Here is a 26,303-nt window from a genome sequence, read left to right as displayed (position 1 = left end):
CGTCATCCGATCCGATCGCGCAGCCCCTCGAACACCTCATGTGCATGACGATCCGGGAGCTCGTTGTGCCGGGCACGCGGTCCCCCTGGGGATCGGATGCAGTAGCAACCGGATCAGGTCGTCGAGGGTTCCGTCGGCATGGGCCACGTGGTACAGGACGGTTGCCGTGATCCGGTGACTCCCCCCTCGGACACAACCACCGACGATACGCTGACGAGGACCCCGACCCGACGGTCGGGGTCCTCGTCTCGTGTGCGTCGTCGGCGACGACGCCGGGGCGGCCCGTTGCGCGCGGGGGGTGAGTTCCGCGCCGGCGCGGAACTCACCCCACGTAGCCGACCCCGCGCGGCGTCAGCCGTCCAGTGCCTCCCTCACCGCCTTGCGCAGGACCCCGATGTACTGGTCGGTCCAGGACTCGATCGTCTCCCGGTTCCAGAGATCCGAGGAGTACTCCACGGCCCCCTCCAGCACATCCCCCGTCGGGATGAGGACGACGATGAGCTCGGAACGGGCCGCGGCCGGTGCCAGGTCCTCCACGGACGCGGTGATCCCGGGCAGGGCCAGTCCGGTGTCCAGCGAGCTCTGGTAGGCGAACCCGAGGGGCAGCATGGCGGGCATCTCCGCCCCGGTGCGCTCGCGCATCGCGGGCGCGACGCGGCGGGCCGGCAAGGCGTGGTCCATGCCCCGCAGCGCCGTGAGGGACACCCGGTCCACCAGGTCGGCGAAGGGGCCGGCGGCCGCGTTCCTCACCCGGAGGGTGAACCCGGTGACCGTGCAGGCCACCAGTGCCTCGTCGGCACTGCTCTGCCGGTTGGCGTAGGAGACGTTCAGCAGGACGTCGGCGGCGCCGGTCTCCCCGGCGATCGTGCGGCCCAGGGCGGCCGCCGTCACCGCGAACGGGGTCGTGCCGCGCCGCGCGGCCAGCCGCTGCACGTCGGCCCGCACCTCGGCCGGCACCGTGAACGTCACCACGCCGCCCCGCCCGCTCAGGGCCTCGGGGCGCCGCCGGTCCGGTGGCACGGTCGCCGAGAAGTCGGCCCCCTCCAACTCCCGCAGCCAGTAATCGAGACGGCGCCCGAAGGTGGCGGCGTCCCGTTCGGCCTCGCGGTGGGCGTGTTCGATCTGCTGGGGGGCCGGCGGCAGCCCGTGGTCCGTGCCGTCCACGAAGGCCCGGTAGAAGACGGCGAGTTCGCGCAGCAGCAGACTCACCGACCACCCGTCGCAGGCGCAGTGGTGCAGCACCAGCAGCAGCGTCCGCTCCTGTTCCCCGGTGCGCACCAGCCTCGCGGACAGCACCTCACCGGTGGACGGGTCCAGCGGCGTCTCGGCGGCCCGCTCGGCCGCCCGGCCCAGCGCGGCCTCGCGGTCCGGACCGGACAGGCCGGTCAGGTCCTCCACCGGGAAGTCCACCGGACGCGGGGCGAGCACCTCCTGCCGCCAGGCGCCGTCCCCGTCGCGCACCAGCCGGGTGCGCAACGCCTCGTGACGCTCCACCAGCCCGTCCAGGGCGCGGCGCAGGGCGTCCTCGTCGAGCGGCCCCCGGAGGGTGACGCGCAGGCCGACGTTGAACACCTGGGGCCGGTCGTGGACGGCGTGCAGTTCGGCGAACCGGGCCTGCGTCTCGGTGGCCGGGCCCTCCCGCAGGGCGGGGGCGGCACCGCTGCCGGCGAGGCGGGCCGCCATCGCGCCGAGGGTGGGCTCCTGGTAGAAGAGGGCCATCGGGTAGTCGTCGCCCCACTCCTCGCGGACCCGGTTGACCAGCCGCATGGCGCTGAGCGAGTGGCCGCCGAGGTCGAAGAAATGGGCGTCGGTACCGAGCTGTTCGGGTGCGAGACCGAACTCCTGGGCCCACAAATCCCACAGCCGCCGCTCGATCCGGCCGCGTTTGCCCGTGCCGGACGGGCGTGCGCTCTGCGTGGTGCCGTGCTCGCCGTGGCACCCGGTCGTTCCGTTCTCGACGGCGTTCACCGGCTCGGTGGCCTTCACGGGCTCCGCGGGACTCGCGGGCCGGGCGGCAGGGGTGATCAGGTCGGGCGCGGGAAGGGCGTCGCGGTCCAGCTTGCCGGTCCCGGTCAGCGGGAGCACCGGGACGATCCGCCAGGCGCGCGGAACCAGGTGGTCCGGCAGACGTGCCGCCAGCTCCGCCGTCAGGCGTCCGGCGAACGCCTCCCGCTCCGCACGGTCGTCTCCGAGCGCGCGGTCCGGTTCCACGTACGCCGCGAGATACGCCTCACCGTTGTCCCGCCGCAGCCCGAGGACCACGGCGCGGGCCACACCGGTCAGCTCGTTCAGCGCGCGGGCGGCCTCCTCCGGCTCGACCCGGAAACCGCGGATCTTGACCTGGTCGTCGCGGCGCCCCACGAACTCCAGCCGCCCCAGGGGCGTCCACCGCACCAGGTCACCCGTGCGGTAGAAGCGGTCGCCCGCCGGGTCCCCGCCGACGGGGTCGGCCGTGAAGCGCTCCGCCGTCAGGACGGGAAGCCCGCGGTAGCCGAGTGCCAGCCCCGGTCCGCCCACCAGCAGTTCACCGACCGCGCCGACCGGCACCGGCTTGTCCGCGTCGTCCACCACCCGCAGGCGCACGTTGTCGATCGGCCGGCCGATCGGGATGGGGCCCTCGCCGTCCGGGGTGACCGTGTCGCTGGTGCACAGCACGGTCGTCTCGGTGGGTCCGTAGATGTTCACCGTCTCGTAGGCCGCCTCCGGGCGCGGCCGGGCGCGCAACGCCTCACCGCCCAGCATGAGGACCCGCAGCGGCGGCTGGTCCTCGGCGGGCAGGCGCAGCACCTGCTCACCGAGCGCGGTGGGGAGGAAGGAGACGGTGACACGTCGGGCGGCGTACCAGCGCGCCAGGTCGCGCGGGTCGCGACGGACCTCGTCGTCGGCCACGGCGACGGACGCCCCGGCCGTCAGCGCGGGCCACAGCTCGAGCAGCGAGCCGTCGAAGCTCTGGCTGGAGACCAGTGCCGAGCGGTCGGTCTCCCGGAGGCCGAACCGCCGGTGGTGCCACTGGCAGAGGTCGACGAGGCCCTGGTGGGTGAGCACCACCCCCTTGGGCACGCCGGTACTGCCGGAGGTGTACAGGACGCAGCAGGGGGAGGCGCCGTCCGGGGCCTGCGGGACGGCGGACACGGTGGCGTCGACGGGTCCCGTGGGGCCCGCGTCGGGCGGTACGACGGCGACCGTGGTGGGCAGACCGAGTTCGGCCGCGGCCTCCGGCCGGCACACCACCGCCCGAGCCCCGCACTCGGCGATCACCTGGGCCGCCCGCGCCGCGCCCAGGGACGGGTCGAGCGGCACGTAGGCGCGGCCCGTCCTCAGCACGGCCAGCGCGGCGACGACCAGGTCCGCGGAACGGGGCAGCCTGACGGCGACCACCGCGGCCGGGTCGTCCGCGAGGGCGTCCTGCTCCCGGAGCGCGGCCGCGAGACGGCGCGCGCGCTCGTCCAGCTCGCGATAGGTCAGCACCGAGCCGCGGTCGAGGACCGCCGGCGCGTCGGGCCGTTCCTCGGCCCGCCGCGCCACCCACGCGTGGAGGGTGGTGGCGTCCACCGGACGCTCCGGCCCGTGCTCCCAGCTCTCCGGTACCGGGTCGCCGTCCGCCGCCGTCGGGACTGCCGCGGAGAGCGGGGTGTCCGGGGCGTCGACCGCCGCGGTGAGCAGGTCGTCGAGGACCGTGAAGAAGCCGTCGACGGTCTCCGGGTCGAACAGGTCGCTGTTGTACTCGAGGTGGCAGCGGATGCCCTGCGGCTGGTCGGTGAAGTAGACGGTGAGGTCGGTCAGCGCCTTGTCGGGGCCGGTGTCCAGCGGGGTGGCCGCGATCCCGGGGAGATCGAAGCGGAAGGGCTCGGCCGGCTGGAATTCGGCGAGCACCTGGAACACCGGGGTCCGGTCGGTCCGGCGCTCGGGGGACAGTTCCCGCACCACCGTCTCGAAGGGGACCCCCGCGTGGTCGTAGGCGTCGAGGGCCACGGACCTGACCCGCCGCAGCAGAGTGCGGAAGGACGGGTCGCCGGAGAGGTCGAAACGCAGGGCGAGGGTGTTGACGAAGAACCCGACCAGTCCCTCCGCGTGCTCCGGCCGGTCCGAGACCGGTGTGCCCACGACGATGTCCTCCTGCCCGGTGACCCGGTGCAGCATCGCGGCGTACCCGGCGAGGAGGGTCATGAACAGGGTGCTCCGGTTGGCGCGGCTCAGCTCCCGCAGCCTCCGGGACAGCCCGGCGTCCAGGGTCCGGAAGACGGCGCGGCCGTTGGAGGTCATCACCGGCGGGCGTGGACGGTCCGTGGGCAGCTCCAGCACCGGCAGCGGACCGCCCAGGACGTTCCGCCAGTGAGCGAGGTCGGCGGCGGCCGAGGGGCCGTCCCCGGCGGCCCGGCGGTCAGCCGCGTGTTCGGCGTAACTCCAGGTCAGGGGCGCGAGTTCGGCCTCCGTGCGGTCACGAGCGGCCTTGTACAGGGCGGAGAGATCGCCGCTGAGCACGGTCGCCGACGCGGCGTCCACCACCAGGTGGTGGAACGAGAGGACGAGGACGTGCCGATCCGGGCCGGTACGCACCAGGCGCGTGACGAACAGCGGCCCCTCGGCGAGGTCGTGGCGGCGTGCGCTCTCCTCCGCCAGGACGCGCGCGACGGCGGCGTCCCCGTCGTCGCCGCCGTCCACGACCGCGAAGTCCAACTCGCCCGCCTCGCGGACCACCTGACGGGGTTCCCCGCCGAACTCGCCGAAGACGGTGCGCAGGCTCGCGTGCCGGGCGACGAGCGCGCGCAGCGCCTCGCGCAGGGCTGCCGTGTCGAGGGGGCCGTCGAGGCGGACGGCCTTCACCTCGTTGTACGCGGTGCGGCCGGGCAGCAGGTTCTCGTGGAACCAGATCCGTTCCTGACCGGGGGACAGGGGCGCCTCGGTGCTCGCGGCCCGCTGCCGGGTGCGGCGACGAAGGGCGTCGAGGTGCGGCAGCCCGGACCGCAGCAGGCCGGACGGGACGCCGAAGTCCACCAGCGCCACGATCTCGTCGGCGCCCGCCGCGGCGACCGCGTCCACCACGGGCTGCACGCTCTCCGCCGTGCCGATCAGCGACCTCTGGTCGCAGTAGCGCCCGTAGGCCTGGCGGAAGAGGGTGTCGAGGTCGGCGTCGCTGAAGGTGGACAGGTCGACCTGGTGCCCGAGGCTGTTGGTCACTCCGTTGAACAGCGACAAGGACGCCCGCATGTAACGGGCCATCGGCTCGAACGCCTCGGCGCGGGCGGTGTCGTGGGACTCCCCGAGGTAGGTGTGGAGAAGGACTGCGACCCGCCCGGCGTCGGGGTCGAGGCCGTGCTGCTCGCGGGCGTCGCGGTAGCGGGCGATGTTCTCCGCGAGCTGCTCGACGCTCTGGGTCATCAGGTTGGTGACGATGCCGAGGTCGTGGCGGGCCGCCTGCTCGTAGGAGGCCGGGTTGCCGACCACGGCGGTGTACATGGGCGGGGCGTCCTGCACCGGGCGGGGGAAGAGCCGGACCTCGCGGTCGCCGTCCCCGGTGGTGCGCAGCAGGGGCTCGCCGCGCCAGAACCGGCGCACCTCGTCCACCTGCCGGTACATCTCCTCCTTGTGGCGGCCGAACCGTTCGGGAAAGAACACGAAGTCGTTGGCGTTCCAGCCGCTCGCCACGCCGAGGCCGACGCGGCCGCCGGAGAGGTTGTCGACCATCGACCATTCCTCGGCGACCCGGATCGGGTCGTGCAGCGGCAGCACCACGGAGCCGGCGTTGAGGCGGACCCGCCGCGTCTCGCGGGACAGGGCCGCGGCGAGCACGGCGGGGTTCGGGAACAGCCCGCCGAAGGAGTTGAAGTGGCGTTCGGGCATCCAGAGCGCGTGGAAGCCGTGCTCGTCCGCGAACCGGGCGGCCTCGACGAGCAGTTCGTAGCGTCCTTCGCGGTCGTCGTCGCCTGACCGGGGGTAGTCGCCGAAGAAGTAGAGGCTGAAGTCCGGTGTGGTGCGCCGGACTTTTCCGCGACGGGAGGGTGCGGACGCCGTCTCCGCCCCGGTTCCCGAGCCGGATCGCGGTGCGGCCAAGGCCGGGACGGGCGCGGCGGTCGAGGGGGGCTCGGAGTGCGGTGCCGGCGCGGGAGCCGGCGGCGTGGCGGGCGCCGGAGCCGGCGCCGGGGCGGGGTCGGCGGCGGGGGGCGTGGCGGAGCTTCGGTGGGCCGTCGGCGCGGAGGCGGTGCCGGGCACCGACGCGGTGGCGCGGTGAGCCGGTCCGGCGGCGGTGGGGCGGCCGGTGGGGAAGAAGCCCGCCGCTCTCAGCTCGCGCAGGGAGTCGCGGACCGCGTCGGCGACGAAGGCAACGTCCTCGTCCGTGTGGGCCGTGGACAGGAAGAAGTTGCGCCATTCCCAGACGTACACCCCGCGCAGCAGCAGGTGGTGGTACAGCAACTCCATGTCCGCGCGGTGCTCGAAGCGGAACTGCGAGCCGAACCACCGTACCCGCAGCGGGAACTCCTCCTCTTCGAAGAAGGCGTTGAGTTCCGTGCCGAGGGCGGCGGTCCGGGCGTTGAGCCGTTCCTGCAGAGTGGGGCTGTGCTCCTTGAGGTGCCCCAGGACGGCCCGCGCGGCGGTCATCGAGACGGGGTGCTGGAGGTAGGTGCCGCCGAAGAAGGTGGTGTCGGCCGGGGGTGTGCTGTCGTCACCGTACTCCCAGTAGCCGCCGTCGACACCGTCCAGGATGTCGGCGCGGCCCGCGATGGCGCCGATCGGGAAGCCGCCCCCGATCAGCTTTCCGTAGGTCGCCAGGTCGGGGACGACTCCGTAGAGTTCCTGCGCGCCGCGCGGCGCGGGCCGGAATCCGGTGAGCATCTCGTCGAAGAGCAGCACGATCCCGTGCCGGCTGGTCAGTTCCCGGAGCCGGCGGACGAACTCCACCGGTTGGAGGGCCGGGTGGCGGCTCTGCACCGGCTCGACGACGACCGCGGCGATCCGGGAGGCGTCCCGTTCGATCGCCTCCAGCGCCTCCTCGCTGCCGTAGGTGAGCACGGTGAGGTCCGCCACGGCGCTCTGCGGGATGCCCCGGGAGACGGGGACGGTGCCCTCGCCGGACGGGCGGCCCAGCACGTTGTCGGCGTGCCCGTGGTAGGCGCCCTTGAAGGTGACGACGCGGTCCCGGCCGGTGGCGGCGCGGGCCAGCCGGATGGCGGCGGCGTTGGCCTCCGTCCCCGAGTTGGCGAAGGCGACCCGCTCCATGCCGGTCATCTCGGCCAGCAGTTCCGCGGCCTCGCCGGTCTCGGTGCTGCGGGGCCCGAGCCGGATGCCGCGTGCCAGGTGCTCGCGGACCGCCTCGCGGACGAAGTCGGGCTCGTGGCCGAAGAGCAGGACGCCGAAGCCCATGGTGATGTCGACGTAGGAGTTGCCGTCGACGTCCTCCAGCCGCGATCCGCTCGCGCTGCTGCCCGCCAGGGGGTAGAGCATCTCCTTGGTTGCCCGGCGGAAGCCGACGACCGCGCGGCTGTCGGCCAGGACACGGCGGTGACGGGCGGCGATGCTCTTGGAGGTCGGGGTCTTCGCCGTGAAGCGGCGTACCAGGTCGTCCAGATGGGCGCGCTGCGACCGGGGCGAGGCGTCCCGCACCATGCCGGAGCCGGGGGCGACGGTCACCCGGGGGCCGTGCACCTCGGCGGGTGGGGTGGACGGCGCCTCCGGGGCCGCGGGCGCGGACGCGGGCGTGCCCAGTTGGCCGGCGATGCGCCCCGCCAGGTCGGTCATGGCCGCCAGGTCGCGGTCCAGGGAAGCGGTCAGTCCGTCGAGATCGCTCACCGGGCCACCTCGGTCGGCCGCCCCGTCACCGCGGCGGTCTGCAGAGCGAGCAGCTGGGACAGCTGGGACATCATCTGGAGCTGTATCTGCGACAACTGGCCCACCCGGCGGGCGAGTTCCTCCAGCTCGCCGCGGGTCACGAAATCCCCGGCGACCGGAGCGGGGGCCACGTCCTGAGCGACCGGAGGGGCGGCCACGGCCGTGGCCGGGGCGACCGCGGCCGGTGCCGTGACGGGCGGTACGACCGGGGCGGGGGCGGCGACCGGGGCGGGGGCGGGTGGCGCGTACGGGGCCGGGGCGTCCGCCGGGGCGAGGCCCTCAGCCGGGGCCGGCGCCGCGGCCGTCAGCATCCCCGCCGGCACCCGCTCGGCGATGAGCCGGGCCAGCAGTCGCGGGGTGCCCGTCTCCTCGAACAGTTCCCGCATGGTGACCTTGACCTCGAACTCCTTCTCCAACTCGCGCAGCACGTTGATCATCTGCAGCGAGTCGGCCCCGAGATCGAAGAAGGTCGTGTCGGCTGCCACCGCGGAGGGGTCCTCACCGAAATTCCGGGAGGTCGACTCCACGATGGCGCCGAGTATCCGCTCCACCAGTGCCTCACGCTCCACCTGCTCCGCTGCCACGGGGCACTCCTTTCCTGTGGTCGTTGCGTCCTGCGGGACCCCGGGTCGGGGCCCCGTCCAGTGGTTCCGGTGCTGGAACCGGTAGCCGGGCAGGGGGATCCTCCGTCCGCCACAGCCGTCGAGGAACAGCTCCCAGCGGACGTCCGCACCCGCGCAGTGCAGTTCCGCCGCCGCGCCCCACAGCGCGCCGAGGCCGGCGCCCCGGCGCAGTGACGCGACCGTGCGCACGTCGGGCAGGGCGCGCCGGGCCAGGGAGCTGAGTGTGGTGTGCGGCCCGATCTCCAGCAGGATGTCCGGCGACCGCTCGCCGACGGCGCGCAACGCCTTGTCGAAGCGCACCGGTTCCCTGGTGTGCCGCACCTGATGGCCGGTGTCGGGGACCCAGCCGGCGGGACGGGCGATGCCGTCGAGGGCGCTGACGAACGTCAGACGCGTCGGCGCGAACGGCACCTCGTCCAGCACGGCCCGGAACGCCTCCAGCATCGGCCGCATCTGCTCGGTGTGGAAGGCGCGGTCCACCGGCAGCCGCTCGTGCGGGGTGCCCTGCGCCTCCAGCAGCGAGCACAAACGTTCCACCACGGCGACGGGCCCGGCGAGTACCTGTGCCCGCGCGCCGTTGGTCACGGCCGCCTCCGCTCCCGGAACGGCCGCGGCGAGGGCGAGCGCGGAGTGGCGGTCGAGCGCCGCGGCCACCATCGCACCGGAGGCGCACGACCGCTGCATCAACCGGCCGCGAGCGGTGACCAGCCTCAGGCCGTCGGCGAGCGACAGCGCCCCCGCCGCGTGCAGGGCGGCGTACTCGCCGACACTGTGACCGGTCACGGCGTCGGGCACCACGCCCGCCTCGTGCCAGAGCCGCACCAGCGCGCACTGCAGCGCGAAGAGCGCGGGCTGCGCGAGATCGGTCCGCCGCAACGCCTCCCGGACGCCTGCCCCGTCCTCCAGGAGCACGGGCAGCAACGGGTCCCCGGTCTCCTCCCGGTGGGCGCGGTCGCAGACCTCCAGCACCTCCCGCACCACGGGGAACCGGTCGTGGAGGGCGGCCGCCATCCCCGGGTACGGGGAACCCTGGCCGGTGAACTGGAACACCACCCGGGGCGCGCCCTCGCGAGGCACCGCCGCGGTCGTGGCGTGACCGGCCGCCGAGGTGCCCGCGCCCTCCAGCCAGGCGTCCAGGGCCTCGGCCAGCGCGCCCGCCCGGTCGCCGCGTACGGCGGCGCGGTGCCGTCCGTGGGTACGGCCCAACGCGGCGGTGGTCACCAGGTCGGCGGTCGGCAGGGCGGGGCGTTCCCGGAGCCGGTCGCGCAGCGCGCGGGCATTGGCGGCCAGGGCCTCGGCCGAGCTCCCGGACACCAGCAGCACGTCCGGGGCCGCGTGGCGCGCGGTGCGGGGCGCGGGTTCCGGTGGTTCCTCCAGGACCAGGTGCACGTTGGTTCCGCCCACCCCGAGCGAGGTGAGACCCGCGCGGCGCGGGGTGGCGCCCTGGCGCCACGGCGTGGCCTCACGCGGGATGCGGAACGGGCTGCCGTCCAGGGCGAGCAGCGGGTTGGGCTCGCTGAACCCGGCCACCGGGGGGATCACACCGTGCCGCAGCACCAGGAGGGTCTTGACCAGTCCGGCGAGCCCCGCCGCGACGTCGAGGTGCCCGATGTTGGCCTTCACGGCGCCGAGCGCGCAGTAGCCGATGCGTTCGGTGTCCTCCCGGAAGGCGGCGGTCGCGCCCTCGAACTCGATCGGGTCGCCCTTGAGCGTGCCGGTGCCGTGGGTCTCCAGGTAACCGATGGTGTCCGCGCCGACCCCGGCCCGTGCGAGGGCCTGGCGGATCGCCTCGCGCTGCCCCTCGGCGCTGGGGGCGGTGTACGCCCGCTTCCGCGAGCCGTCGTTGCTGATGCCCCAGCCTCGGACGACCCCGTGGACGGTGTCGCCGTCCGCCAGTGCCCGTTCGAGCCGCTTGAGCACCACGGCCACCACACCGGTGCCTCCGACGGTGCCGTCCGCGGCGGCGTCGAAGGCCCGCAACCGCCCCGACTTGGAGAGGATCGAACCCTTGACGTAGTGGTAGCCGAGGACCTGCGGCAGGTGGATCGCGGTGGCGCCGGCCAGCGCGACGTCGCAGTCCCCGGACAGCAGCGACTGGGCGGCGAGTTGCACGCCGACCAGGGCACTGGAGCAGCCCGTCTGGACGTTGACGGACGGGCCGGTCAGGCCCAGCCGGTAGGAGGTCCGGGTGGCGGTGAAGTCGGCGTAGTTGCCGACCATGACCTGCATCCGGGACAGCCAGTCGGTCATCTCCCGGTCCGGAAGGACGTTGTTGAGCAGGTAGTTCTGCATGGAGTACAGGTGGTAGCCGGTACTGGCGAACACGCCGATCCGGGTGCCGTCCCGTTCGCCGGGATAACCGGCGTCCTCCAGTGCGTGCTGCGCGCACTCCAGGAACAACCGGTGCTGCGGGTCGGTGAGTTCGGCCTCCCGGGCGCTCATCCCGAAGTGCCGGGCGTCGAACCCCGCGATGTCGTCGAGGATCGCCGAGGCGCCGACGAAGTCGTCGCGCGTGTACAGCTCGGGCGGCACGCCGGCGGCCGCGAGCTCCTCCCGGCCGAAGTGCGTGATGCGGATCTCGCCGTCGCGGACGATCCGCCACAACTGCTCGGGCGTGTCCGCCCCGGGGAGCCGGAAGGCCATGCCGATGACCGCCATGCGGGGGTCGGGGGATCCGCTCATCGGCCGGACCCCTCCGGCGCGGCGGTCCTCGGCAACCGCTCGGTTCCGTCCGCCGGGAGTTCCCGCGGGACCTGCCGCCGACCGCGGACGACCAGCCAGAGCAGCAGGGCGAGGCAGAGCACGATGGCGACTCCGTGCAGCCAGGCCACCACCGTCAGCGGGGTGAACGACTCCATCAGGGCGCCGCTGACCAGCATGCCCAGGCCGAAGCCGCCGTTCTCGGCCGAGGCCGAGAGCCCGAACAGGCGCCCGCGCTGCTCGTCGGGCGCCGTCTGCAGCCGGGAGACGTACACCACCTCGGTGAACCCGTCCGCGCCCCCGGCGACCAGCGCGACCGCGATGGCCGCGAGGGTGGGCAGCGAGCAGAACACCAGGATGAAGCAGGCCGACATCACACAGGCACCCAGCGCGAAGGCGCGCTCCCCGGGCGTCCACCCGGAGCGGCGGGTGAGCACCGTCAGCACCTGCTGGGTGACGAGGTTGCCGATCGCCCAGGTCGCCCAGAACTGGCTGACGAAGGTGGCCGGATGCGCCGGGTCGAGCATGCTCGAGTACACCGGCAGGGCGACGTTGTGCGAGGAGGAGCCCAGCCCGTCCACCGCGCGCACCGCGATCATCGCCAGGAGCACCGGACCGACCGCCCTCACCAGCAGCCGTGTCCCGCCGCCGGCCGGCTCCGCGCCGCCCTCGGGGCTCTCCCCGCCCGCCGGACCGGAGGAGGCCGCCCGGGTACGGATCGGGAGCAGGAGGAGGACGGTCGCCGAGACCGCGAACGTCAGGGCGTCCAGGGTGAACGCGAAGGTGTAGCCGAGTCCGGCGACCACCACACCGGCCGAGGCGAAGCCGGCGATCATGGCGATCGAGCGGCCGGTGACCAGCAGTCCGTTGGCCCGGGTCCGGTGCTCCGCGCCGACGATCTCCGGCACGCTGCTGCGCAGCGCGACCTGGGACAGCGTCGAGCAGCAACCGGTGACGAGGGCGAGCCCGTACAGCAGGGCGACCCGGGCGCCGTCCGGAGCCAGCAGCAGCACCAGCAGGGCGGCGCCCTGGCAGACGTCGGCGCCGACCATCAGCCGCTTGCGGTCGAACGACGACACCAGGCGTCCGCTCACGAATCCGGAGGCCACTCCGGACACCAGCCGGACGGCCATGAACACCCCGGCCGCCAGGGCGCTGTGCGTCACGTCGTAGACGAACACGTTCAGCGCCACCATGTTCAGATAACTGCCGTAGGCGGATATCGCGTTGCCCGCGACCAGCAGCCGGAAGTACCGCATCCCATCCCCCCTCTTCACGCCGACACGGACGTGGTCGTGTTCGTCGTCCGCGTGTCGCGCCAACATTTCCCACGCGTCACGCCGTTCACACCCGGGCGCACGGGAACGGGTCCGGCTCAAGGCCAGGTGGTCATGGCTCCGGTGGCGGGGCGGTTCCGGCACCGCACGGCGGGGCCGTCCGGCCCGGCGAAGCCCCGATCGCGAGGATCGAGTCGTGGTTCCGCTGGCGGAGCCGTCGGCGCGGGTGGTCCTGCCCATGCCCTCGGCCGCGCGCGGTCTCGCCGATCGCCGAGCCCCGGGGCCGCGGCGGGACCGGGCCGGTGCGATCGCGGCGGTTCGAACAGTTGGCTGGAAAGTGGCTACGGCTGTTTGGGGTCGGCGTCTGGATGAGGTCCATTTGTTGCGGTTCTGACATGGCGTCAGTGGTGTTCGTATCTCCGACGCCGTGTGTCAAGAGGTCGATGGGCCCGTCATCTCCTCTATCACGGAAGGAAGTTGGAGCGGCTGGTTCACGACGAACTCGGCTCACCGGCTGACTGCGCAGCCAGTCAGATCTTCTCGCGCGCCAGTGTGGCTAGCATGAGCAGGTACCCGGTCGGAAGATCGTCGTCCTCTTGGCGCGCCCCCTTTCCGACCCGCGGCTGCCGTGAGCCGGCTGCCCGTTTCTCCTGATCTCATGGACCGAGGGACCGCAGAATGTCACTGCCTGCACCACTCAGTCAGCAACGGCCGGCGAAGCCGCCGCGCACCTCGCCGACCATGCCCCTGGTCGTGCTGGTGGTGGGCGCCGCGGCCGGCGGCGTGGCTGTCGCCCTGGCGCCGTCCGGCGCCCGCGCCTGGGCGCTGACCGTGGTGGCGGTCGCCTGGGGGTGCGTGGCCGTGGCCGTCCTCGTCGGCCACCGGCTCGTCCGGCAGGCCCGGTGCGCGGCCGCCGCGCAGACCTCCGAGACCGGGCGCCTCAAGGCGCAGGCGGCGCAGCTGTCGGCGGAGCTCGCGCACCTGGGCAACATGACGCTGCCCGCCGTGACCGAACGCCTGCGGGCCGGGATGAGCGCGGTCGACGCGCTGGGCAGCGTCCCCCAGCCGTCCGACCCGCAGCTGGGCCGGATCGCGTACGCCTTCGCCGCCGCCGTCGAGGAATGCGTGCGGCACGCCGCCGTCCTGGACGGCGAGCGCCGACGCGCCCATGACGAGTTGACCGAGGCGGTCGCCGAGCTGGAGCGGGTGACGCGGGAGACCCTGCCCGCCGCCGTCGCAGGGCTGCGCGAGGGCCGCTCCGCCGACACGGTGCTCGCCGAACTCGACCTGTCGCGGCTGCCCATGGTCCGCGCCGCGACCGAGTCGTACGTTCGCGAACTCGCCCGCAGCGAGCGGCGCGCCGCCGCCGCACAGGCCGCCTCCGCCAAGGCGCTCAGCCGCGTCCAGGCCAAGTCCGTCAGTATGCTCGCCGACCTGCGTGACATGCAGGAACGACACGGCGAGGAGGTCTTCGGCGACCTGCTGAAGCTGGACCACAGCACCTCGCAGCTCGGCCTGATGACCGACCGGCTCGCGCTGCTCATGGGCGGCCGGTCCAGCCGCGCCTGGAACAAGCCGATCGTGATGGAGAGCATCCTGCGCGGCGCCGTCGGCCGCATCGCCGCCTACCAGCGGGTGCGTCTGCACTGCTCCACCACCGCCGCGATCTCCGGCTTCGCCGCCGAGGGCGTGATGCATCTCCTCGCCGAACTGATGGACAACGCGGCGAACTTCTCGCCGCCCATCGACGAGGTGCACGTCTATGTCGAGGACCGCAGCGCGGGACTGGTCGTCACCATCGAGGACAGTGGCCTCAAGATGGCCGACGCGGCCATGCGCCGCGCCGAGGAGGCGGTGTCCGGCCGCATGACCGACCTCGCCTCGCTCCAGGGCACCCGCCTCGGCCTCGCCGTGGTCGGGAGGCTCGCGATGAAGTACGGCATCAGCGTCAACTACCGCCCCTCGTCGCGCGGCGGCACCGGCGTCGTCGTCCTGTTGCCCCCGCAGCTGGTCGCCCAGCGGCGCGAGGCGGTGTCGTCCGAAGCCGTCGGCCGCGCCGCCGCGGGGATCGTGCCCACGCCGGGCCCCGTCCCCGCCGCCTCGCCCGCCCCGGCCCCGGTACCCGAGCCCGCCTCGCGCCCGGCTGTCCCGGAGCGGCCCGCCGTCCGGCCGGAGCCGCCCGCGCAGGGACAGCCCGCGCGCGCCACCGGCTCCACGCCGAACGGCCTGCCCGTACGCGCGCCCGGTCGCACCATGGCCGAGGCGGAGCGGGAGCGTGAGCAGCGCCGGTCGGCGTCCCACGCGGTGTCCGGGACCGCGTCCGAGACGGCGGACGCGGAACGCCCGGAGCAGCGCCCGGCACGCGACGCCGGCACCCGGTTCGGCGCCTTCCACCGCGGGCGCCGGTCCGCGAGCGGCACCGCCGGCCCGGAGGCCGGGACCGAGTCCGAGCCGCCGTCCGCCCCGTAGCCGCCGACCCCCTGTCCGTACGGCGCCCAGGGCGCCGGCGCCCGCTTCCCGCCCGAGTTCATGAGATTGGAGGAACGGGCCGGTGACCGGTCAGCCGGGTAACACCGTCCCATCACCCATCATGCAGACCACCGACAACAGCCTCACCTGGCTCCTCCAGAATCTCCTGGAGCGTACTCCCGGCACCCGGCACGCCCTGGCACTGTCCCGGGACGGCCTCAAGCTCTGCTGGACCGAACACCTGACGCTCGACCAGGCCGACCAGCTGGCGGCGATCTGCTCCGGCATCCAGGCCCTGTCCCAGGGCGCGTCCGTGGAGTTCGGCGACGGCACCGGCGGCGTCCGGCAGTCCATGACCGAGTTCCACGGCGGCCTGCTCTTCATCGTCGAGGCCGGCGAGGGGGCGCACCTGGCCGTCCTCGCCGAGGAGGACGCCGACCCCGGTGTGGTGGGCCATCAGATGACGGAGCTGGTGGAACAGATAGGCGAGCACCTGCGCGCCGAGCCCCGAGAGCCCTTTCCCGGGAGTGCCGCGTCGTGATGCGCAAGCCCGTGGACACCGGTGACCCCGACCGGCTCTACACGGTCACGGCCGGCCGCAGCCGTGCCGACGACTCCTTCGACCTGGTCACCCTGATCGTCAGTGAGTGCCGGCCCACGGCGGGGATGCAGTCGGAGCACGCCCGGATCCTGGAGCTGTGCCAACACCCCGCGGCCGTCGTCGAGATCGCCGCGGAGCTGAAACTGCCCATCACGGTGGTGCGGATCCTGCTCGGGGACCTGCTCGACACCGGCCGCATCACCGCCCGCCGGCCGCGCGCGGCGCGGTCCGTCGCCTCGCTTCCCGACTCCGCCCTTCTCAAGGAGGTGCTCCATGGGCTCCGCAACCTCTGAGCTTCCCTCCCGTCGCACGCCACTGGCCGATGCGGCGGAGACCGGACTGAAGATCGTCATCGTGGGCGGTTTCGGTGTCGGCAAGACGACCCTGGTCCGCTCGGTGAGCGAGATCCGGCCGCTGAACACCGAGGAGGTGATGACGCAGGCCGGGATCGGCCTCGACGAGACCAGTGCGGTCGCGACGAAGACGACCACGACGGTGGCGTTCGACTTCGGGCGGATCAGCCTCAACGAGCGCATGGTGCTGTACCTGTTCGGAGCGCCGGGCCAGGAGCGCTTCTGGTTCCTGTGGGACAGGCTGTTCTCCGGAACGCTGGGTGCCGTGGTGCTCGTGGACACACGGCGGATGAACGACTCCTGGTACGCGATAGACCGGCTGGAGCACCACAAGACGCCGTTCGTGGTGGCCGTCAACCGGTTCGACGACGACGCCCACCGGTACTCCCTGGAGGAGATCCGCCAGGCGCTCGCGCTGTCCGAGCGGGTGCCGATGGTCGACTGCGACGCGCGGGTCCGGCAGTCCGGCAAGGACGTGCTGATCACCCTCGTGGACCACCTGTACGAACTGGCGATGGCCCAGGAGGCGACACCGTGACCGACCCCTCTTCCGCGCGACAGGCTCCGCCGGGCTGCCCCGCCCACACCGACGCGGTGCGCCTGACGGGACTGGAGTACCAGCAGACGCCCTCGCAGATGTACCGCGCGCTGCGCAGCGAGCACGGCGCGGTCGCGCCGGTGCTGCTCGACGGGGACATCCCGGCCTGGCTGGTCCTCGGCTACTCCGAAGTCACGTACGTGACCAGCCACGACGAGCTGTTCGCGCGGGACTCCCGGCGCTGGAACCAGTGGGAGAACATCCCGGCGGACTGGCCGCTGCTGCCGTACGTCGGGTACCAGCCGTCGGTGCTGTTCACCGAGGGCGACGAGCACCGGCGGCGGGCCGGGGTGATCACCCAGGCGCTGGAAGGCGTCGACCAGTTCGAACTGGCGCACAACTGCCAGCTGATCGCCGACCGGCTCATCGCCGCCTTCGCGGGCAGCGGCCAGGCCGAGCTGATGACCGGATACGCGCACGCCCTGCCGATGCGTGCCGTGGTGCAGATGTGCGGGATGCCGACCTCCGGCGAGGACACCCGGCAACTCGTCGAGGACCTGCGGATCTCGCTCGACGCCGCGGAGGGCGACGACCCGGTGGCCGCCTACGGGCGCGTGGGCGAGCGGCTGCGGCAACTGGTGAAGGACAAGCGGGAAAGCCCCGGTCCGGACGTCACCTCGCGCATGCTGCTGCATCCGGCGGGGCTGACGGACGAGGAGATCGTCCAGGACCTGATCTCGGTGATCGCCGCGGCGCAGCAGCCGACCGCGAACTGGATCTGCAACACGCTGCGGCTGCTGCTGACGGACGAGCGGTTCGCGGTGAACGTGTCGGGCGGCAGGCTCAGTGTGGGCGAGGCGCTCAACGAGGCGCTGTGGCTGGACACGCCGACGCAGAACTTCATCGGGCGCTGGGCCGTCAGGGACACCCAGCTGGGCGGGCGGCAGATCCGCGCGGGCGACTGTCTGGTGCTGGGACTGGCCGCGGCCAACACCGACCCGCAGATCTGGCCCGACTCGCACGTGGGCGCGGAGAACTCCGCGCACCTCTCGTTCAGCAACGGCGAGCACCGCTGCCCCTATCCGGCACCGCTGCTGGCGGACGTGATGGCGCGGACGGCGGTGGAGACGCTGCTGGAGCGGCTGCCCGACCTGGTGCTGTCGGTCGAGCCGGAGACGCTGACCTGGCGTCCGTCGGTCTGGATGCGGGGTCTGACGGCGCTGCCGGTGCGGTTCACGCCGGTGGTGCAGTAGGGCGGGCGCGTGGTGATCAGGTAGGGCAGGCGCCCCGACCGACTCGGTGGTACGGCGGCGCGGGCACATGGGCCCCTGGACGGGGCCCATCACCTCGGCGGTGGCGCGGGTCAGGCCGTCACGGGCGTGAACCGCACCGGCAGGCGCTGCGGTCCGCGGGTGAAGACCCCCTCCTCCACCGGGTCGAAGCCGTCGGCGAGGCGCATGTCGGGCATGGCGTCCAGCAGTTGGCCGACGCCGATCTCGACCTCCGCCTTGGCGAGCAGGGCGCCGACGCAGAAGTGCCGGCCGAGCGCGAAGGCGAGGTGGTCGGCGGCGGCGGAGAAGGCGGTCGTCGCGGTCAGGTCGTCACGGAAGATGTCGAAGCGGTCGGGCTCGCGGTAGCGGCTCCCGTCCCGGTTGGCGGCGCCTATCAGGCAGGTGACGGTGACGCCGGCGGGGATGGTGCCGCCGCTGAGCTTCACCTCGGTCGCCGACTGCCGCATGATCATGTGGACGGGCGGGGTGTACCGCAGGGTCTCGGCGAAGGCCCGCGGGATCAGGTCGCGGTCGGCGCGGACGGCGGCGAGCTGGTCGGGGTGGCGGAGCAGGTTCGCGAAGATGCTGGCGATCGCCTTGTCGGTGGTCTCGCCGCCGGCGGCGAGCAACAGGCTGCAGAACGCCTTGATGTCCTCGTCGCTCATCCGCACCCCGTCGACCTCGGCGGTGCACAGCGTGGACAGCAGGTCGTCGCCCAGGCTTTCGCGGCGCTCCCGGATGATCGGCAGCATGTACTCGGCGAACTCGGCCCGGGTCCGCTCGCCCGCCGCGGCCACCTCCGGGTCGCCCGAGAGGTTGCCGAGGAAGGCGATGACGGACGTGTACCAACGGTGGAAGCGCGCGTGGTCCGCCTTGTCGAGCCCCAGCATGTCGGCGATCACGTTGACCGGGAAGCGGGTGGCGTAGTCGTTGACCAGGTCGGCGGAGCCGGAGTTCCGGAAGGTGTCGATCAGTTCGCGCGAGTTGCGCTCGATGACGGGGAGGAACTTCTCCTGGAGGTCGGCGCCGCGGAAGGCGGGAGCGACGAGGGCGCGGCGCACGGCGTGCTCACGGCCGCTGAGCTGGAGGATCGTCTTGCCGTGCACGGGCTCGATCTGCCAGTCGTAGTTGTCGGTGGTGAACTCGCCGTTCTTGTCCTTGAAGACGTGCTCGACGTCCTCGTAGCGCGAGACGATGTAACTCTGCGTCGCCTCATGCCAGATGAGGGGCGCGGCATCGTGCATCAGACGGTACGCCGAGTAGGGGTCCGCGGCGAATTCGGGCGAGAGGATGTCGGGCACCTGCGCGGTGGGCATGGGGCTCCCTCAAGGTCAGTGACTGGCTTGCGCCACACGGTAGTTGAATAATGATCAGCCGAAGCGGCCCCCCTCCGCCACCAAAGTCGGAAGGATCCTGGAACCGGCATCCGGCACGGCCGGCGCATCCGGCGAGCCCGGGTGCCCGCGGTGGTGGAGCGGAGGCGGCGATCGAGGTGCCGGAGGGCGCACTGCGAACGTCGCTCCCAGAAACCGCCGTTGGCATCGTTGACAGGTCGTAAGCCCACGGGTTCACTCGTCACGTGTGAATGGCAACGTTGTCAGGCCGCATGGCCGCGCCCGGCACCGCGGCCCCTCACCGACGTCCCTGCCCTTCGGCACACCAGCACCTGTGCGAAGCACGAAACGCTGCGGAGGCAACCGATGGTCCGATCCCGACGTTCAGCCGCGCCACGTAACCGAGGAAGACTTCGCCAACGCCTCGCCGTGATCTCCGTCCTGGGGATCGCGGCATTCCCGCTCCCGGCGATCGGGGACGCCCATGCCGCGAGTGCCGCGCCACCGGCCCTGGTGAAAGATCCCGCGTCCCTCGTCAACCCCCTGATCGGCACCTCCGGAGAGGTGGACACGTTCCCCGGCCCCGACATGCCGGCCGGGATGGTGCAGTGGGGCCCGGACACCACGCCCGACCGGCCCTCGGGCGGCGGCTACGAGTACAACGACGACAAGATCTCGGGCTTCAGCCTCACCCATGTCTCCGGACCCGGCTGCGGCGTCGCGGGCGACCTGCCCGTTCTTCCGGTGACCGGCACGCTCTCGGGCAAGCTCGGCGACGCGTCCGCGGGCTTCCGCCACGCCGACGAGCAGACCGGCATCGGGTTCTACGAGGTCACCGACGCGAGCGGTGTCACGACCCGGCTGACCGACACCACCCGCGCCGGCCTGGGCTCCTTCACCTTCCCGGCGGGCAGCCGGGCGAACCTGCTGTTCAAGCTCAGCGGGGGTGCCACCCAGGTGGACGGGACCCGCGTCCAGGTGGTGAACAGGAAGGAGATCCGCGGCTCCGTCGACAGCGGTCACTTCTGCGGTGCCCACAACCGCTACACCCTGCACTTCGACATCAGGTTCGACCGGCCGTTCACCAGCAGCGGGACCTGGATCGGCAGCACCATCACCCCCGACGCGACGTCGCTGAAGGCGGGCAAGGCCCGGCAGGATCTGCGGACACGCCCGTCGAAGCGGTTGAAGGAGGAGCACTTCACCGTTCCCGAGGCCCCGTCCCCGACCGTGCACGACAGCGTCGGACGGCCCTCCGGGGTCCCGTCCCCGGCCCCGAGCGCCGGCGCCACGCCCTCGACGCCGGCCACGGGCAAGGCCACCCAGCCGCCCACGACGGGTGCGAACGGGATGTACCTGACCTTCGACACGTCCTCCGCCCCCACGGTGAGAGCGAAGGTCGGCATCTCGTACACCAGCGACGCCGCCGCGGCGGACAACCTCACCACCGAGATCAAGGGCTGGAACCTCGACGCGGTGGAGCGGGCCAACCACGACGCCTGGAACGCGGTGCTGGACAAGCTCCGGATCGGGGGCGGCACCCGGGACCAGCGGGTGCAGTTCTACACGGCGCTCTACCACGCGCTGCTGCACCCGAACGTCTTCTCGGACGACGACGGCCGGTACATGGGCATGGACAACCAGATCCACAAGCTGGCCAAGGGCCAGCGGGCCCAGTACGCCAACTACTCGGGCTGGGACACCTACCGCTCCCAGACCCAGTTGATGGCGATGGTCGAACCCAAGGTCGCCGACGACGTCGTCACCTCGATGCTCAACGGCTACGACCAGACGGGCCTGCTTCCCAAGTGGGCCTCCAACAACGGCGAAAGCTACGTCATGGTCGGCGACCCGGCAGCCGGCATCATCGCGGACGCGTACGCCTTCGGTGCCCGTGGCTTCGACACGGGCAAGGCCCTCGCCGCCCTGCAGCACGAGGCCACCGTCCCGAACAACGACCGCCCCGGCGAATCGGTGCGGGACGCGAAGGGCTACCTCCCGCTGGACGAGAACGACTACGGGTGCTGCAACTTCTACGGCCCGGTCTCCACGCAGTTGGAGTACGACTCCGCCGACTACGCCCTCGCCGCCTTCGCCAAGTCGCTGGGCAGGAACGACATCCACCGGAAGTTCGCCACCCGCGCCCAGGACTGGATGAACGTCCTCAACCCGCAGACCGGATACATGCAGGCGAAGGACAAGGACGGCCGGTTCGCGGGCGGATTCACCCCGGGTACCTCCAACGGCTTCGTCGAGGGCACGTCGGCCCAGTACACCCCGATGGTCCCGTTCAACCTGCGGCAGCTCATCCAGGCACGCGGGGGTGACAAGGCGTACTCGTCCTTCCTGGACGGTCTGCTCGACAACATCACCGATCCCGGCAACACCGATGCCAACCTGAGCAACGAGCCCAGCGTGGAGATCCCCTGGGAGTACGACTACACGGGTCAGCCGTGGAAGACGCAGGAGGCCGTGCGCGCGGCCCAGCGGAATCTGTACTTCAACGCCCCGGTCGGCTCGTTCGGCAACGACGACCTGGGTGCGATGAGCTCCTGGTACGTCTGGTCCGAACTGGGCATGTACCCCGAGACCCCGGGCACGGACACCCTGGTGCTCGGCAGCCCGGCATTCCCTGTGGCGAAGGTGGCGCTCGCCGGCGGCAGGACGGTGCGGATCAACGCACCGCAGGCGGCGCCCGACGCCCCGTACGTGCAGTCCCTCGACGTCAAGGGCAAGGAGTGGAACACCTCCTGGCTGACGTACGGGCAGTTCAAGGACGCGGGCACCCTGGACTTCACCCTCGGCACACAGCCGGACAAGTCCTGGGCCTCCGGCCCGTCGGCGGCGCCGCCGTCGGACACCACGGGAGGGGACCGCGTCCTGGCCGCGGCCGGCCCGTCCAGCGACGGCCTGGTGCTTCAGCCCGGTACTTCCGGTGACGGCACGCTCGACCTCACCAACCTCGGCGGCAAGGACGCCACCGTCGACTGGAAGGCGACGGCGTCATCGGGCGTCACGCTCGACCCGGCGTCCGGCTCGCTGACGGTGCCCGCCTCGGGCAGCGCCGAGGCGAAGGTCCATGTGACGGCGGGCGCGAGCGAAGGGACGTTCCCCGTCACCTTCGCGTTGACCGACCACAGCACCGGGGCGGCGCTGAACGGGGCGGCCCTGCGGGTCGCGGTGGCCAAGGCCGGCGAGCTGTGGCCGTACGACACCAACGAGGGCGTCTATCCCGACGGTGCGACCTTCTCGGGCGGCTTCGACAGCGGCGGCTGGGCGTTCTCGCAAAACGCGCTGTCGGCGGCCGGGGTCACGAGCGGCTCCACCGTCACGGTCGACGGCGTCTCCTACACCTGGCCGACGGTGGCGTCCGGTCGGCTGGACAACCTGGAGATGGCCGGCCAGACCATCCCCATGGCGGCCGGTGCGTCGGGAGCGTCGCTGGGCCTGCTGGGCACGGCGACCAACGCGCCGGCCGACGGCAGCGGGGTCTCGGGCACGGTGACCGTCACCTACACCGACGGCACCACGTCCAAGGCGACGGTCGGCTTCTCGGACTGGACGCTCAACGCCGGTTCGAGCAAGCCGATGGCGGGGGACACCACGGCGGTCACGACGGGCTACCGGAACACCGGCAGCGGCGGCAGGGACGGCGTGAAGACCTACGTCTTCGCCACGAAGGTCCCGCTCGACGCGTCCAGGCAGGTGGCGTCGATCACCCTGCCGGTGACGGGCTCGACGGGCAGCGCCCACCTCTTCGCCTACGGCTTCGGCCGGTGAGAGCCGGCGGACGCTGACGACGGTGGGCCGGTTCCGGCGGTGCGAGCCGCGGGAACCGGCCCACCCCGCGTGTGGGTCTCGGGCAGGAAGGGGGTACTCCGGCCACCCCCCGGCGGAGCCTGACCGGCCCGGTGGAGCCACGTCCGCGTCACCGGGCCGGCTCATGCCCGGGCGTCAGCGGCCGGCTTCGTGTCCGGGTGCAGGGATGCGCGGGTGAGGGCCGTGGCGGTCGACACGACGCTGGCGATGGCGTCCTCGGGGTCCAGGCCGTACAGGTCGGTGAGGTTGAAGAGCGCCTCGGCGCTGACCACCACGGCAAGGCCGCGTCTGAGCTGCTCCAGGGCGGGGGGATCGGTCGCCGCCGCCACCGCCGGGGCCAGGGCGTGGTCGATCAGCCCGAAGCGCAGACCGGGACGCGCGGACCGATCGGGCCGGGCGATGGTTCCGGCGATCATGGCGCGGACCACGCCCTGCCGGGCCAGCACGTGGCGCATCAGGAACTCGGTCGCCGCGGCGACGCGTTCCACCGGATCGGTGGAGTGCTCGACCCCGGCGAGCGCCTCGTGCGGGTCGGGGAGCTGGCCCGCCATGGCCTCCTGGAGGAGGCTGACGAGGTCGGGGAAGTAGCGGTAGGCCGTGGCCTCGGACACGAGGGCCGCCACGGCGATCTCGCTCATCGTCACTTCGCGTCCGGTGCGGCTCAGTTCGGCCGCGGCCTGGACGATCGCCCGACGCGTCCGCAGCTTCTGGTTCGCGCGGCCGGTCATGCCGGAGGCCGGCGAGGTCGGCGGGGACATGGATCCACCTTTCGGTCCGCGGCGGGCAGGCTCTTTCCTGTGCGGAAGACTTGCATCATACGATGCGACCAGCCTATTTCCATGAGAGTCGATTCTCACGAAGGAGTCCGGCCATGAACAGCGTCGCGATCGTCCCTCCCGGCGGCGGTGAGGTGATCGAGCTTGGGCCCGCCAGGATGCGCATCCTGGAGGACGGCGGCACGACCGCGCACCGTCTCGGGATCGGCGAGATCACTCTCGCCCCGCACAGCGCCGGCCCGCCCCAGCACCGTCACGCCGAACACGACGAGGGCTTCTACGTGGTCTCCGGCACGGCCCGGTTCACCGTGGGACACGACGAGCACGAGGCGCCCGCCGGAACGCTGGTGATGGTCCCGCCGGGCGTGCCGCACACCTTCGCCAACCCCGGCGGGGAGCCGCTGGTGATGATCAACACCTTCACGCCCGACCTGTATGTGCAGTACTTCCGGGACCTGCGCGACGCGGCGGCGCGGGACGGGGGCCTGACAGGCCCGGCCGCCGTGCGGGTCATGGCCCGTTACGCGACCGCGCCCGCCACGGAGTACGACTGAGCCGCAGGCCGTCGCGGGCGGTCCCGGGGGTCCGGCGGCGACGTCGGGTTCAGGCCGCGGCCGACGGCTTCACCATGGTGTCGGCGAAGTCGCCGATGGCACCGAGAGTGCGCGCCGGCTGCTCGATGTGCGGGAAGTGCCCGGCCTCGGGGATGGCCACGAAGCGGCCGTCGGGGAAGGAGCCGGCGTAGTCGCGGCCGTAGGCCGTGGAGGCGATGCCGTCCTGTTCGCCCCAGACGACCAGGACCGGCACGCCGACGCGGTGCAGGCGACCGCGCAGCTTCGGGTCGTGCGAGAACCTCTCACCCCCGTAGAGCGCCAGAGCCCGCTGGTTGGCGGCCCCCTGCGCCCGCTGCTCGTCGCTGAAGGAGGAGAAGTCCGGGCGGAAGGCCGGATCGGCGAACGACAGCTCGGCGATCTCGGCCGGTGCCAGGGCGCGGGTGTCGACGACCGCGTCCTTCGTCCGCGCCGCGTGGATGCCCACCGCGTTGAGCAGAGTGAGGCTTCCTATGCGGGCCTTGGTGTCGCGCAAGGCCATCTCGGAGGCGACCCAGCCGCCGAGCGAGCTGCCGATCACCATGACGTCGCCGAGGCCGAGGGCGTCGAGCAGGTCCAGGTAGGCGACGGCGAGGTCGGCCGGTGTGTCGCACCACTCCGGGCGAGGTGTCCCCTGGAAACCCGGGTGGGTCGGGACGACGGTGTACGCCTGCTCGGCCAGCGCGGTCGCCGGACCGGCCATCGTCCGGGGGCCCGCGCCGCCGTGCAGCAGCAGGAAGGCCCTGCCCCCGGAACCGCTTCCGCGCTCTTCGATGGTCACGGACAGGCCACCGGGGAGGTCGACGGTCCGGGTGTCGCCGGTGGGAACAGAGGAGGTCATGGCCGCGCCCTTCGTGAGAACTGACTCTCATGAATATAGGCCGGTCGCAAGCCTGATGCAAGTGAACTCTCACGATGAGAGTCGCTCCGCGTCGGGTGGGGGAGTCGGGCCGAGGCCGGTCGATGGCCGGGCGGACGGCCATCGGCTACGGTTCGGGAACCGTCGGTAGCGACGAGTGATGTCAGGGGGCGTACGTGCGGGAGCTGGGACCGGGTGGGGCCAGACTGCTCCGGGCGTGGTCGCAGGGCGTGGGTGGCGCGTGGCGCGCGGCGTCCGTGGCCGCTGTCCTGGAGCGGTGTCTGGCCGTGCAGGCGCAGGATCTGAGGGCGGCCGCGCTCGGGGTCAGGGCGCGCGGCTCCGGGCTGACCGAGGCGGACGTGTACCGGGCGCTCGGCGCCGAGCGCACTCTGGTCCGGGGCTGGTTCATGCGCGGCACGCTGTACCTGGTCCCGGCCCGTGACGCGGGCTGGCTCCGCGAACTGCTCGCTCCCCGACTGCTGCGCCGAGGCGAGCGCCGCTACCGGGAGCTGGGGCTCGGACCCGCCGAGCTGGGGCGGGGGGAGCGGGTGATCGCCGAGGCGCTCGCCGACGGCCCGCTGACCCGGGACGAACTCGCGGTGCGGATGACCGACGCGGGCCTCGACGCCTCCGGGCAGGTCCCGTTCCACCTCGTCCGCCGGTCCGCCCTCCTCGGTACCGTCTGCTTCGGTCCGGTCCGGGAGGACGGCTCCGCCACCTACGTCCTCGCGAAGGACTGGCTGCCCGCCTCTGCCGGACCCTCCGGCCCTGACGCGGTCAAAGAGCTGCTGCACCGCTATCTGGCGGCCCACGGACCGGCGACCGTGGCCGACTTCGCCACCTGGTCCGGGCTCGGGCTGCCCGCTGCCCGCCCCGCGTGGCGGGACCTGCTCGGGGCCGGTCTGATCGAACCGTGCCGCGTCGGCGACCTGGACGACCACGCGCTGCCGGCCGACGCTCCGCCGGGCCCGGAGCCGGTGGGCGACGTCCGGTTGCTGCCGGCCTACGACAACTACCTGGTGGGATTCGCGGACCGCCGGCTGTCCGTCGAGCCCGAGCACGAGCGCAGGGTCTGGCCGGGCGGCGGTCAGATCAGCCCCACCGTCGTCGTGGACGGCCTGGTCCGCGGGGTCTGGCGCCGGGACCGGACACGTGCCGTCGCCCTGGAGCCGTTCGACGGCGGCCCGGCCGGTGCCGGCCAGGCGGCCCTCGACGCGGAACTCCGCGACATCGCCCGGTTCCTCGCCGCATAACCCCCGGCTAACCGCG

14 protein-coding genes are annotated in these 26,303 nt (G+C 72.8%); 8 read left to right on the top strand and 6 right to left on the bottom strand.

Annotated features, from left to right (window positions below):
- Positions 1-351 precede the first annotated feature (351 nt).
- The 3 genes from QSK45_RS01260 to QSK45_RS01250 are packed head-to-tail and all read right to left on the bottom strand — an operon-like array spanning position 352 to position 12,406.
- Positions 352-7,785, bottom strand: coding sequence for a MupA/Atu3671 family FMN-dependent luciferase-like monooxygenase (locus tag QSK45_RS01260; RefSeq protein ID WP_285552319.1), 7,434 nt, complete (start codon positions 7,783-7,785; stop codon positions 352-354).
- Positions 7,782-11,129 (bottom strand): type I polyketide synthase, encoded by a 3,348-nt coding sequence (locus tag QSK45_RS01255; protein WP_285552318.1) that lies wholly within the window; start codon positions 11,127-11,129, stop codon positions 7,782-7,784. Before QSK45_RS01255 ends, QSK45_RS01260 begins: the two co-directional genes overlap by 4 nt.
- A complete protein-coding gene (locus tag QSK45_RS01250) occupies positions 11,126-12,406 on the bottom strand; it encodes an MFS transporter (protein WP_285552316.1) in 1,281 nt (426 codons plus the stop codon). The genes QSK45_RS01255 and QSK45_RS01250 overlap by 4 nt, the downstream gene beginning before the upstream one ends.
- A gap of 696 nt (positions 12,407-13,102) precedes the next feature.
- Here QSK45_RS01250 and QSK45_RS01245 point away from each other — a divergent pair.
- The 5 genes from QSK45_RS01245 (at position 13,103) to QSK45_RS01225 (ending at position 17,638) form a co-directional block, all read left to right on the top strand.
- Positions 13,103-14,893, top strand: a complete 1,791-nt coding sequence (locus QSK45_RS01245) for an ATP-binding protein (protein WP_285552315.1) — start codon at positions 13,103-13,105, stop codon at positions 14,891-14,893.
- 121 nt (positions 14,894-15,014) lie between these two features.
- Positions 15,015-15,434, top strand: a complete 420-nt coding sequence (locus QSK45_RS01240; protein WP_285552314.1) for a roadblock/LC7 domain-containing protein — start codon at positions 15,015-15,017, stop codon at positions 15,432-15,434.
- Positions 15,431-15,787, top strand: coding sequence for a DUF742 domain-containing protein (locus QSK45_RS01235; RefSeq protein WP_285552312.1), 357 nt, complete (start codon positions 15,431-15,433; stop codon positions 15,785-15,787). The genes QSK45_RS01240 and QSK45_RS01235 overlap by 4 nt, the downstream gene beginning before the upstream one ends.
- Entirely contained in the window at positions 15,768-16,385 is a 618-nt protein-coding gene (locus tag QSK45_RS01230) for a GTP-binding protein (protein WP_285552310.1), read from the top strand. The genes QSK45_RS01235 and QSK45_RS01230 overlap by 20 nt, the downstream gene beginning before the upstream one ends.
- Positions 16,382-17,638 (top strand): cytochrome P450, encoded by a 1,257-nt coding sequence (locus tag QSK45_RS01225; protein ID WP_285552309.1) that lies wholly within the window; start codon positions 16,382-16,384, stop codon positions 17,636-17,638. Before QSK45_RS01230 ends, QSK45_RS01225 begins: the two co-directional genes overlap by 4 nt.
- Before the next feature lie 110 nt (positions 17,639-17,748).
- Here the strand turns inward: QSK45_RS01225 and QSK45_RS01220 are convergent, their stop codons facing one another.
- Complete coding sequence (locus tag QSK45_RS01220; RefSeq protein ID WP_285552308.1) at positions 17,749-18,972, bottom strand: cytochrome P450; 1,224 nt, start codon at positions 18,970-18,972, stop codon at positions 17,749-17,751.
- Between the two features lie 447 nt (positions 18,973-19,419).
- Here QSK45_RS01220 and QSK45_RS01215 point away from each other — a divergent pair, with 447 nt between their 5' ends.
- Positions 19,420-22,770, top strand: a complete 3,351-nt coding sequence (locus tag QSK45_RS01215; protein ID WP_285552307.1) for a lectin — start codon at positions 19,420-19,422, stop codon at positions 22,768-22,770.
- A 161-nt stretch (positions 22,771-22,931) separates the two neighbouring features.
- Here the strand turns inward: QSK45_RS01215 and QSK45_RS01210 are convergent, their stop codons facing one another.
- Positions 22,932-23,567, bottom strand: coding sequence for a TetR/AcrR family transcriptional regulator (locus tag QSK45_RS01210; RefSeq protein ID WP_285552305.1), 636 nt, complete (start codon positions 23,565-23,567; stop codon positions 22,932-22,934).
- 113 nt (positions 23,568-23,680) lie between these two features.
- Between QSK45_RS01210 and QSK45_RS01205 the strand changes: the two genes are divergently transcribed.
- A complete protein-coding gene (locus tag QSK45_RS01205) occupies positions 23,681-24,139 on the top strand; it encodes a cupin domain-containing protein (RefSeq protein WP_285552303.1) in 459 nt (152 codons plus the stop codon).
- Between the two features lie 49 nt (positions 24,140-24,188).
- On the opposite strand, the gene QSK45_RS01200 is transcribed toward QSK45_RS01205, so the two are convergent.
- Positions 24,189-25,016, bottom strand: a complete 828-nt coding sequence (locus QSK45_RS01200) for an alpha/beta fold hydrolase (RefSeq protein WP_285552301.1) — start codon at positions 25,014-25,016, stop codon at positions 24,189-24,191.
- Between the two features lie 275 nt (positions 25,017-25,291).
- On the opposite strand from QSK45_RS01200, the gene QSK45_RS01195 reads away from it, so the two are divergent.
- Positions 25,292-26,287: a winged helix DNA-binding domain-containing protein gene (locus QSK45_RS01195; protein ID WP_285552299.1), complete on the top strand. Its 996-nt coding sequence runs from the start codon at positions 25,292-25,294 to the stop codon at positions 26,285-26,287.
- Positions 26,288-26,303 lie beyond the last annotated feature (16 nt).

Source organism: Streptomyces hygroscopicus subsp. hygroscopicus, assembly GCF_030269125.1.
GTDB classification, from domain to species: Bacteria; Actinomycetota; Actinomycetes; order Streptomycetales; family Streptomycetaceae; genus Streptomyces; species Streptomyces hygroscopicus_C.
This window is presented reverse-complemented; position numbering and strand designations above follow the sequence as displayed.

What these genes read in the sequence shown, in the direction of transcription:
- QSK45_RS01240 (WP_285552314.1), top strand. Translation starts at nt 15,015, where the DNA reads ATGCAGACCACCGACAACAGCCTCACCTGGCTCCTCCAGAATCTCCTG.
- QSK45_RS01200 (WP_285552301.1), bottom strand. Translation starts at nt 25,016, where the DNA reads ATGACCTCCTCTGTTCCCACCGGCGACACCCGGACCGTCGACCTCCCC.
- QSK45_RS01230 (WP_285552310.1), top strand. Translation starts at nt 15,768, where the DNA reads ATGGGCTCCGCAACCTCTGAGCTTCCCTCCCGTCGCACGCCACTGGCC.
- QSK45_RS01210 (WP_285552305.1), bottom strand. Translation starts at nt 23,567, where the DNA reads ATGTCCCCGCCGACCTCGCCGGCCTCCGGCATGACCGGCCGCGCGAAC.
- QSK45_RS01245 (WP_285552315.1), top strand. Translation starts at nt 13,103, where the DNA reads ATGTCACTGCCTGCACCACTCAGTCAGCAACGGCCGGCGAAGCCGCCG.
- QSK45_RS01205 (WP_285552303.1), top strand. Translation starts at nt 23,681, where the DNA reads ATGAACAGCGTCGCGATCGTCCCTCCCGGCGGCGGTGAGGTGATCGAG.
- QSK45_RS01220 (WP_285552308.1), bottom strand. Translation starts at nt 18,972, where the DNA reads ATGCCCACCGCGCAGGTGCCCGACATCCTCTCGCCCGAATTCGCCGCG.
- QSK45_RS01250 (WP_285552316.1), bottom strand. Translation starts at nt 12,406, where the DNA reads ATGCGGTACTTCCGGCTGCTGGTCGCGGGCAACGCGATATCCGCCTAC.
- QSK45_RS01255 (WP_285552318.1), bottom strand. Translation starts at nt 11,129, where the DNA reads ATGAGCGGATCCCCCGACCCCCGCATGGCGGTCATCGGCATGGCCTTC.